Below are 7,303 nucleotides of genomic sequence, written 5' to 3' on the forward strand. Positions count from 1 at the left end.
GCCCCGCGCTCCGCGCCCCGGTGCCCCGACAGCAATCGGGAGGAGAACGATGAGCGAGCGCAGCGAACGAATCAGCCTGCTCAGTTTCCAAGCTCATGACGCCGACGAGCGTAGCGAGGAGATGGCATGAGCGAGCGCAGCGAGCGAGTCAGGCTGTGGAGCGGGGTGGACTCGTGACCGCACTACGTCTGGGCACTCGGGGGAGTGCGCTGGCGCTCGCCCAGTCCCGGGGAATCGCCGACGCACTCCGGGCGGCGACCGGCCGCGAGGTCGAGCTGGTGGAGGTGGTGACGGCCGGCGACCGGTCGAGCGCCCCGGTGCACCGGCTCGGCGTCGGAGTGTTCGTCTCGGCGTTGCGGGACGCACTGGCCGCCAACGAGATCGACTTCGCGGTCCACTCGTACAAGGACCTGCCCACGGCCGGTCAGGCCGGACTGCACATCGCCGCCGTGCCGCCCCGGGAGGATCCACGGGACGCGTTGGTCGCCCAGGGCGGCCGTACCCTGGCCGAACTGCCGCCCGAGGCCACGGTCGGCACCGGTGCGCTGCGCCGGATCGCCCAGGTGCACGCGCTCGGACTCCAGCTCACCGTGGTCCCGATCCGGGGCAACGTCGACAGCCGCGTCAAGCGGGTGCTCGGACCTGAGGCCGACCTCGACGCGGTGGTGCTGGCCCGAGCCGGGCTGGTCCGACTGGGCCGGGCCGACGTGATCACCGAAACCCTCGACCCGATGCTGATGCTGCCCGCGCCGGCTCAGGGCGCACTGGCGGTGGAGTGCCGGGCCGACGATTCTGACCTGATCGAGCTGCTCTCCGTACTCGATCATGCACCGACCCGGGCCGCGATCACCGCGGAACGGTCGTTCCTCGCCACCCTGGAGGCCGGATGCAGTGCCCCGGTCGCCGGGTACGCCGAACTCGCCGAGGGCGACGACGGTGACGAGATCTATCTGCGCGGGGCGGTGATCAGCCCGGACGGTTCCCGTGACATCCGGCTGTCCCGCACCGGTACGCCCGCCGAGGCGTCGGAGATCGGTAAGGCACTCGCCGCCGAACTACTCGACCTCGGCGCCGACTCGATCCTCGGCACGCCTACGGAATCCGGCGCGAGGACCCAGCATTTTGGAGCTACAGAATGATCGGCACCCGTAAGCCCGCAGGCCGGATCGCGTTCGTCGGGGCTGGACCCGGCGACCCAGGTCTGCTGACCCGGCGGGCGCATGACGCGCTGGTCGACGCGGACCAGGTCGTGTACGACCGCAGCGTCCCCGAGGCGCTGCTGACCGTCGTCCGCGCCGAGGCGAAGGACGACGCGCAGTTCAGCCCGGCCGAGGGGGCACCGGGCGACGTGGCCAAGGTGCTGCTCTCGGCGGCCCGGTCCGGCCTGAGTGCGGTGCACCTCGTCGCCGGCGACCCGTTCGGCCACGAGGCCGTGGTCAAGGAGGTGCAGGCGGTGGCACGTACCGCCGTGCACTTCGAGGTGGTGCCGGGAGTCGGGCAGGCCGAGGGGGTGGCCACCTACGCCGGGGTTCCACTGGCGGGGGTACGGACCGCCGCCGACGTCGACGACGTCACCGCGATGGACTTCGAGGCGCTCGCCGCCGCCGTCAACCGGGGCTCGCTGGCCCTGGCGGTCGACGCCGGTGACCTGGCGGCGGTCCGGGACGGGCTGCTGGCGGTCGGGGTCGACGGCTCGACCGCGGTCGCGGTGACCGGTGACGGCACCGGCGAGACGCAGTACACCACCACCTCGACCGTGGACAGCTTCGTCGCCGCCGCACTCGGCTTCACCGGCCGGGTGGTGCTCACCCTGGGCACCGGGGTCACCCACCGGGACAAGCTGAGCTGGTGGGAGAACCGTCCGCTGTACGGGTGGAAGGTGCTCGTGCCGCGTACCAAGGAGCAGGCCGGGGTGATGAGCGCCCGGCTGCGCGAGTACGGCGCGATCCCGTGCGAGGTGCCGACCATCGCGGTCGAGCCGCCGCGCACCCCGGCCCAGATGGAGCGGGCCGTGAAGGGCCTGGTCGACGGCAGGTACGCCTGGGTGATCTTCACCTCGGTGAACGCCGTCCGCGCGGTCTGGGAGAAGTTCGGCGAGCACGGGCTGGACGCCCGGCACTTCGGCGGCGTCAAGATCGCCTGTATCGGTGAGGCGACCGCCGACGCGGTACGCGCCTTCGGTATCCAGCCGGAACTGGTCCCGGCCGGTGAGCAGTCCTCGGAGGGCCTGCTGGCCGAGTTCTCGCCGCACGACGAGATCCTCGACCCGGTCGGCCGGGTGCTGCTGCCCCGCGCCGACATCGCCACCGAGACGCTGGCCGCCGGGCTGACCGAGCGCGGCTGGGAGGTCGACGACGTGACCGCCTACCGGACCGTCCGGGCGGCGCCGCCGCCGGCCGAGATCCGGGACGCGATCAAGTCGGGTGGCTTCGACGCCGTTCTCTTCACCTCCTCCTCGACCGTACGGAACCTGGTCGGCATCGCCGGCAAGCCGCACGCCCGTACCGTGGTCGCGGTGATCGGCCCGAAGACGGCGGAGACCGCCACCGAGTTCGGTCTGCGGGTGGACGCCCAGCCGGCGCACGCCTCCGTACCGGACCTGGTGGAGGCGCTGGCCTCGTACGCCGTCGAACTGCGGGAGAAGCTGGCGGCAATGCCGGCCAAGCAGCGCCGTGGCTCGAAGGTGCAGGGCCCGACCGCGCTGCGGTTCCGGTAGTGCTGCGGATCCGGTAGTGCTGCGGATCCGGTAGTCGGGTGCCGCCGCCGCCCGGCGTGCGGCATCCTTGGACGTGCGGCATCGGTTGACGGCCAGGCGGTCGGAAGGAGTGGTCATGTCCTACCCAGAGGTCCGTCCACGTCGACTGCGGCGGTCCCCGGCGGTCCGCCGGCTGGTCGAGGAGACCCGGGTCGCCCCGGCCGAGCTGGTGCTGCCGATGTTCGTCAGGGAGGGGCTCGCCGAGCCGAGGCCGATCGCCTCGATGCCGGGCGTGGTGCAGCACTCCCGGGAGTCGCTGCGTAAGGCGGCGGCCGAGGCGGTGCACGCCGGAATCGGCGGCATCATGCTGTTCGGGGTGCCGACCGCCAAGGACGAGACCGGCTCCGGCGGGATCGACCCGGACGGCATCCTCAACGTCGCGATCCGGGACGTGATCGCCGAGGTGGGCGACGCCACGGTGGTGATGAGCGACCTGTGCCTGGACGAGTTCACCTCGCACGGGCACTGCGGGCTCCTCGCCCCGGACGGCACGGTCGACAACGACGCCACCCTGGCCGCGTACGCCGAGATGGGGGTCGCCCAGGCCGAGGCCGGGGCGCACATGGTCGGGCCGTCCGGGATGATGGACGGTCAGGTCGGGGTGGTCCGCCGGGCACTGGACGCCGCCGGGCACGCCGACACCGCGATCCTGGCGTACGCGGTGAAGTACTCCTCGTCCTTCTACGGCCCGTTCCGGGAAGCGGTGGAGTCCTCGCTCCAGGGCGACCGGCGTACCTACCAGCAGGACCCGGCGAACCTGCGCGAATCCCTCCGGGAGGTACGCCTCGACGTCGCCGAGGGAGCCGATCTGGTGATGGTCAAGCCGGCCCTGCCCTACCTCGACGTGCTCTCGGCGGTCCGCGCCGAGGTCGACGTACCGGTCGCCGCGTACCAGATCTCCGGCGAGTACTCGATGGTCGAGGCGGCCGCGGCCAATGGCTGGATCGACCGCGACCGCGCCGTGCTGGAGACCCTGACGTCGATCCGCCGGGCCGGCGCCCAGATCATCCTCACCTACTGGGCGGTCGACGCCGCCCGGATGCTCCGCGACCGCTACTGAACGGTCAGCGTGGAGACCTTCAGCAGCTCGTCGTACCGGTAGAGCCGGTTGGGGTTCTCCGAGACCTGGGGCACGCCGACCCGAAGCGTGTGGTTGTCGGCCCACGCCATCGCGTCCCGCCAAGTGTGCATCAGGGGCTCTTGGAGAGGAATGATCCTGCCGAGCTGTTGGCTGGCGCGGACCTCGCCGGTCGCCACGTCGAAGACCGTCACCCTCCACAGCGACTCATCCGACACGTCGGACGATGTCTGATCGTAGATCACGGCCAACAGGCGGCCATCGGGGGAGAACCGGACGTTCCGCACCGTGCCGCAACCCTGGACGGACCAGTTTCCCCGTTGCCGCTGGTCGGCCAGGCCGACAACGTGGATGCCACACCGGCTCCGGTCGGCCGGTACGGAGGTGCCCGGCGGGGTGCCGTCCGGGATCTGCCGCTCCCAGGTGCTGAGGAGTCCGGGGCCGCCGGCCAGCGTCAGGTAGGTGGGCTGGTCCGGCGGGAGGACGATCTCGTACGGCTGCACCAGAATGCGGCCAACCGGGAATATGTCAGCCGGCGTTACCGTCCGCTCGCGTCCGGTGGTCAGGTCGTGCGCCACGATCGTGTCACGGTTCCGCAGCAGGTACGCCTCCCGTGCCGTCACATCCAGCAGATCGATCCGGATGCCGTCGGGTCCCAGACTGCGGCTGTGTTCGATGCTGCCGTCCGGGCGGAGCACCGTCAACCTCATCGGCGGTTGGGTCAGGCCGACCAGCCGGCCGTCGGACAGCCCGGTAACGACCACCAGGTTCTCCGGGAGGGGATGTTCGACCACCGAGCCGTCGAGGTTGATCTCGGTGATCGTGGGCGGAGTGTCGACAACACGGATTTCCCGGCCGTCCCCAGAGAGCAGAAGATCATTCAGGGGGCCGAACAGCAGCCGCTCGGCAGGCGTGGCGGGTCGGACCGTGGCCGCCGAGCGGTCGGCTGGGTTGAGCCGGTCGGTCACCAACGGCACGCCGACTGCGGTGAGCGCGACGAGGCAGGCCACCGAACCGGCCGTTACGGCGGTTCGACGGCGACGCCGGGACCGCCAGCGGCGGCGTAGCGCGTCGAGATCACCGCCGGGTGCCGGCGCCGTCGTCGCGGCCCGGCGCACCGCCGCAGCCAGATCCTCGGGTACGTCGTGCATGGCTCAGTTCTCCTCGGTAAGGGTGTCCCGCATGGTGGTCAGGGCCCGGGCCAGTCGGCTCTTGACCGTGCCCTCGGCGATGTCGAGCACGGACGCGGTCTCCGCTACGGACAGATCCAGCAGCACCCGGCACACCACGACGGCGCGCTGGGCGAGCGGTAGCTGGTCGAGAGCGGTCCGGGCCGCCAGCGCGGCCGGATCGGGAGCAGGGGCGGCCGGGTGCCGTTCCTCGGTGACCGGCGGGCGCTCCCAGCGCAGTTTGCGCCACCAGGAGGTCGCCCAGTTCAGGCCGACGCGGTACGCCCAGCCGGCCGGATTCTCCATCCCACGGACCCGCTGCCAGCGGGCATAGGCCCGGGCCATCGCCTCGTCGGCGGCCTCCCGGGCGAGGTCGTGGTTGCCCAGGGTCAGCGCCAGCGCCCGGTACACCCGGTCGCTGTTCGCCCGGTAGAACGCGTCGAACGGCTCGGCCGCGACGGCGTCGGCCGAGCGGGCGCGGGGCTCGGCGGCCAATAGTTCCATGCCCGGTACACGCGACAGCGTGTCGATCCGTTCCCGCCGGCCGCCGGAATTCCGCCCCGGCGGGCGGTGGCGCTCCGGCGGGGCGGGCTCAGCCGGCGGCGTCGAGCCGGTGCACCAGTTCCGCGACGTCCACGCCGTACTCGTACCACGCCCGGTCATCTCGGAACCCGAGGTCGGCGTTGACCGCCCGCATCGCCTCGTTGGTCTGGGCGTTCCAGGTCTGCACCTCGGAGAGCTTCGGCTCGGCCGAGCGGAGTTCGAAGAGCATCCGGGCCTTCATCGCCCGGTCGATGCCGTAACCCCGGTGATCCTGGCCGACGATGGTGTCGTACTGGTCGGCCCGGGTCGGATGCTGGGCCGGCACGACGACCTCGGTGAGGCCGGCGACGACGCCGGTCTTCTCCTCGATCGCCAGCACGATGTACGGCTTCATGCCCCGCCGGTGCAGGCAACTCAGGCTGTCCCGCAACCGCTGCGGATCGTACGAACTCGGTCGCAGGTCCAGGTCGCCGTCGTCGACGTCGCGTACCTCGGCCTTGGCCATCGCGTACGCCTCGATCAGGTCTTCCGGCGGTCCACCCGGGCAGAACTCCAGCCGGTATCCCGCGCCGATGCCCTGGGCCATGTCGCCGAGGGCATCCCAGTCCACCGTGGACAGGCGCAGCACGCTGCGCGCCTCGACGTACTCCTGGGCGAAGCCCAGCCTCTCGTAGAAGTCCACCGCAGGAGTGCCGCCGATGACCTCCACGCCCATCAGCCGGAAGCCCTCCTGGTACGTCCGTCGGGCCGCCGTGGCGATCAACTTGCGGCCCAGGCCCCGGCGTCGGGCGGCCGGATGCACCATCACCTCGAGCACGCCGATGTCACCCAGCAGCAGTACGTGGGTGTGCCCGAGGATGCGGCCGGGTTGCCCGTCGGCCGAGGGGTCCTCCTGGATGACCCACGAAATGCGGCGTTCGCCGGGCATCACCTCGCAGAGGTACTCCCGGAGCAGGCCGTTCTCCCACAGCGGATCCTCCGGTAGGTCGGCCGCGAAAACCGCATTGATCGCGTCCAGGAACGACTCGATCTCGGCGGCCGGGGCGGTCCGGGGATCCCACTCGCGCACCATCACCCGTCTAGCTTGCCGTTAACCGCAGCCTGGCGAAAGTGCCCAGTTCTTCAATGTACCGGGGCCATTACGCTAAGTTCTGCTGTCCGTCCCGTACTTGTTGGCCGTGTCGAAGACGGATTGGGCATATGGCCGCACGTCATTGTAGGAAAGGATGGCGTTCCACCAGTCCGTGGGGACCGACAGGTTGCGGCCGCCCTTGCACAGATAGTTACCGGCCGCGAGGGCCGCGTCGTCGATGCTGTGTGGGTTCTTCACGCCGTCGCCGTCGGCGTCGGCCCCGTCCTGGGCCCAGGTGGTGGGGATGAACTGCATCGGACCGACCGCCCGGTCGTACGTGGCGTCGTCGTCGAGCGCGCCGTCTTCGGTGTCCATGATCCGCATTCGGCCGCCGTTGCCGTCCAGCGGCAGTCCGATGATCTCGGGAGTCGCCACTCCGTTCGCCCCCAGAACGGCCCCGTTGGCACTTCCGTGACCGGACTCGACCTTCCCGATCGCGGCCAGCGTGGTCCAGCGCAGTACACAACCGGGCATCGACTGGGCGAGGCGCATCTCGGCGTAGCCGTACGCCTGCATGGCCACCGCCGGAACGCCGACCCGGCTGCCTACCTGGCTCGCCCAGCTGGCCAGTACGTCGGACGGGCGCCCGCCGACCGCGTTCCAGGGCGGCGCCGCCGCGGTCGGGG

At 71.2% G+C, this 7,303-nt stretch carries 7 protein-coding genes; 3 read left to right on the plus strand and 4 right to left on the minus strand.

The features are described from left to right. Positions 1 to 173: 173 nt before the first annotated feature. The 3 genes from hemC to hemB all read left to right on the plus strand — a co-directional run bounded on the left by hemC (position 174) and on the right by hemB (position 3,815). Positions 174 to 1,139, plus strand: coding sequence for a hydroxymethylbilane synthase (gene hemC, locus I0C86_RS37950; protein WP_407676394.1), 966 nt, complete (start codon positions 174 to 176; stop codon positions 1,137 to 1,139). Further along, on the plus strand, positions 1,136 to 2,716 hold the full coding sequence (locus tag I0C86_RS37955; RefSeq protein ID WP_196206141.1) for a bifunctional uroporphyrinogen-III C-methyltransferase/uroporphyrinogen-III synthase: 1,581 nt from the start codon (positions 1,136 to 1,138) through the stop codon (positions 2,714 to 2,716). The genes hemC and I0C86_RS37955 overlap by 4 nt, the downstream gene beginning before the upstream one ends. A gap of 115 nt (positions 2,717 to 2,831) precedes the next feature. Then, complete coding sequence (hemB, locus tag I0C86_RS37960) at positions 2,832 to 3,815, plus strand: porphobilinogen synthase (protein WP_196206142.1); 984 nt, start codon at positions 2,832 to 2,834, stop codon at positions 3,813 to 3,815. Here hemB and I0C86_RS37965 read toward each other — a convergent pair. From I0C86_RS37965 to I0C86_RS37980, 4 genes are all read right to left on the minus strand, one after another. Continuing rightward, positions 3,809 to 4,984 (minus strand): hypothetical protein, encoded by a 1,176-nt coding sequence (locus tag I0C86_RS37965; protein WP_196206143.1) that lies wholly within the window; start codon positions 4,982 to 4,984, stop codon positions 3,809 to 3,811. The genes hemB and I0C86_RS37965 overlap by 7 nt on opposite strands. 3 nt (positions 4,985 to 4,987) lie before the next feature. Then, positions 4,988 to 5,506, minus strand: coding sequence for a sigma-70 family RNA polymerase sigma factor (locus I0C86_RS37970; RefSeq protein ID WP_196206144.1), 519 nt, complete (start codon positions 5,504 to 5,506; stop codon positions 4,988 to 4,990). Positions 5,507 to 5,594: 88 nt separating this feature from the next. Then, entirely contained in the window at positions 5,595 to 6,617 is a 1,023-nt protein-coding gene (locus I0C86_RS37975) for a GNAT family N-acetyltransferase (protein WP_196206149.1), read from the minus strand. 72 nt (positions 6,618 to 6,689) lie between these two features. Continuing rightward, the coding region (locus tag I0C86_RS37980; protein WP_196206145.1) for a lytic transglycosylase domain-containing protein at positions 6,690 to 7,303 on the minus strand (614 nt) is incomplete at its 5' end.

Source organism: Plantactinospora alkalitolerans (assembly GCF_015690345.1).
GTDB lineage: Bacteria > Actinomycetota > Actinomycetes > Mycobacteriales > Micromonosporaceae > Plantactinospora > Plantactinospora alkalitolerans.

Coding starts and splice junctions, on each gene's coding strand:
- I0C86_RS37955 (WP_196206141.1), top strand. CDS start 1,136: ATGATCGGCACCCGTAAGCCCGCAGGCCGGATCGCGTTCGTCGGGGCT.
- hemB (WP_196206142.1), top strand. CDS start 2,832: ATGTCCTACCCAGAGGTCCGTCCACGTCGACTGCGGCGGTCCCCGGCG.
- I0C86_RS37965 (WP_196206143.1), bottom strand. CDS start 4,984: ATGCACGACGTACCCGAGGATCTGGCTGCGGCGGTGCGCCGGGCCGCG.
- I0C86_RS37970 (WP_196206144.1), bottom strand. CDS start 5,506: ATGGAACTATTGGCCGCCGAGCCCCGCGCCCGCTCGGCCGACGCCGTC.
- I0C86_RS37975 (WP_196206149.1), bottom strand. CDS start 6,617: ATGGTGCGCGAGTGGGATCCCCGGACCGCCCCGGCCGCCGAGATCGAG.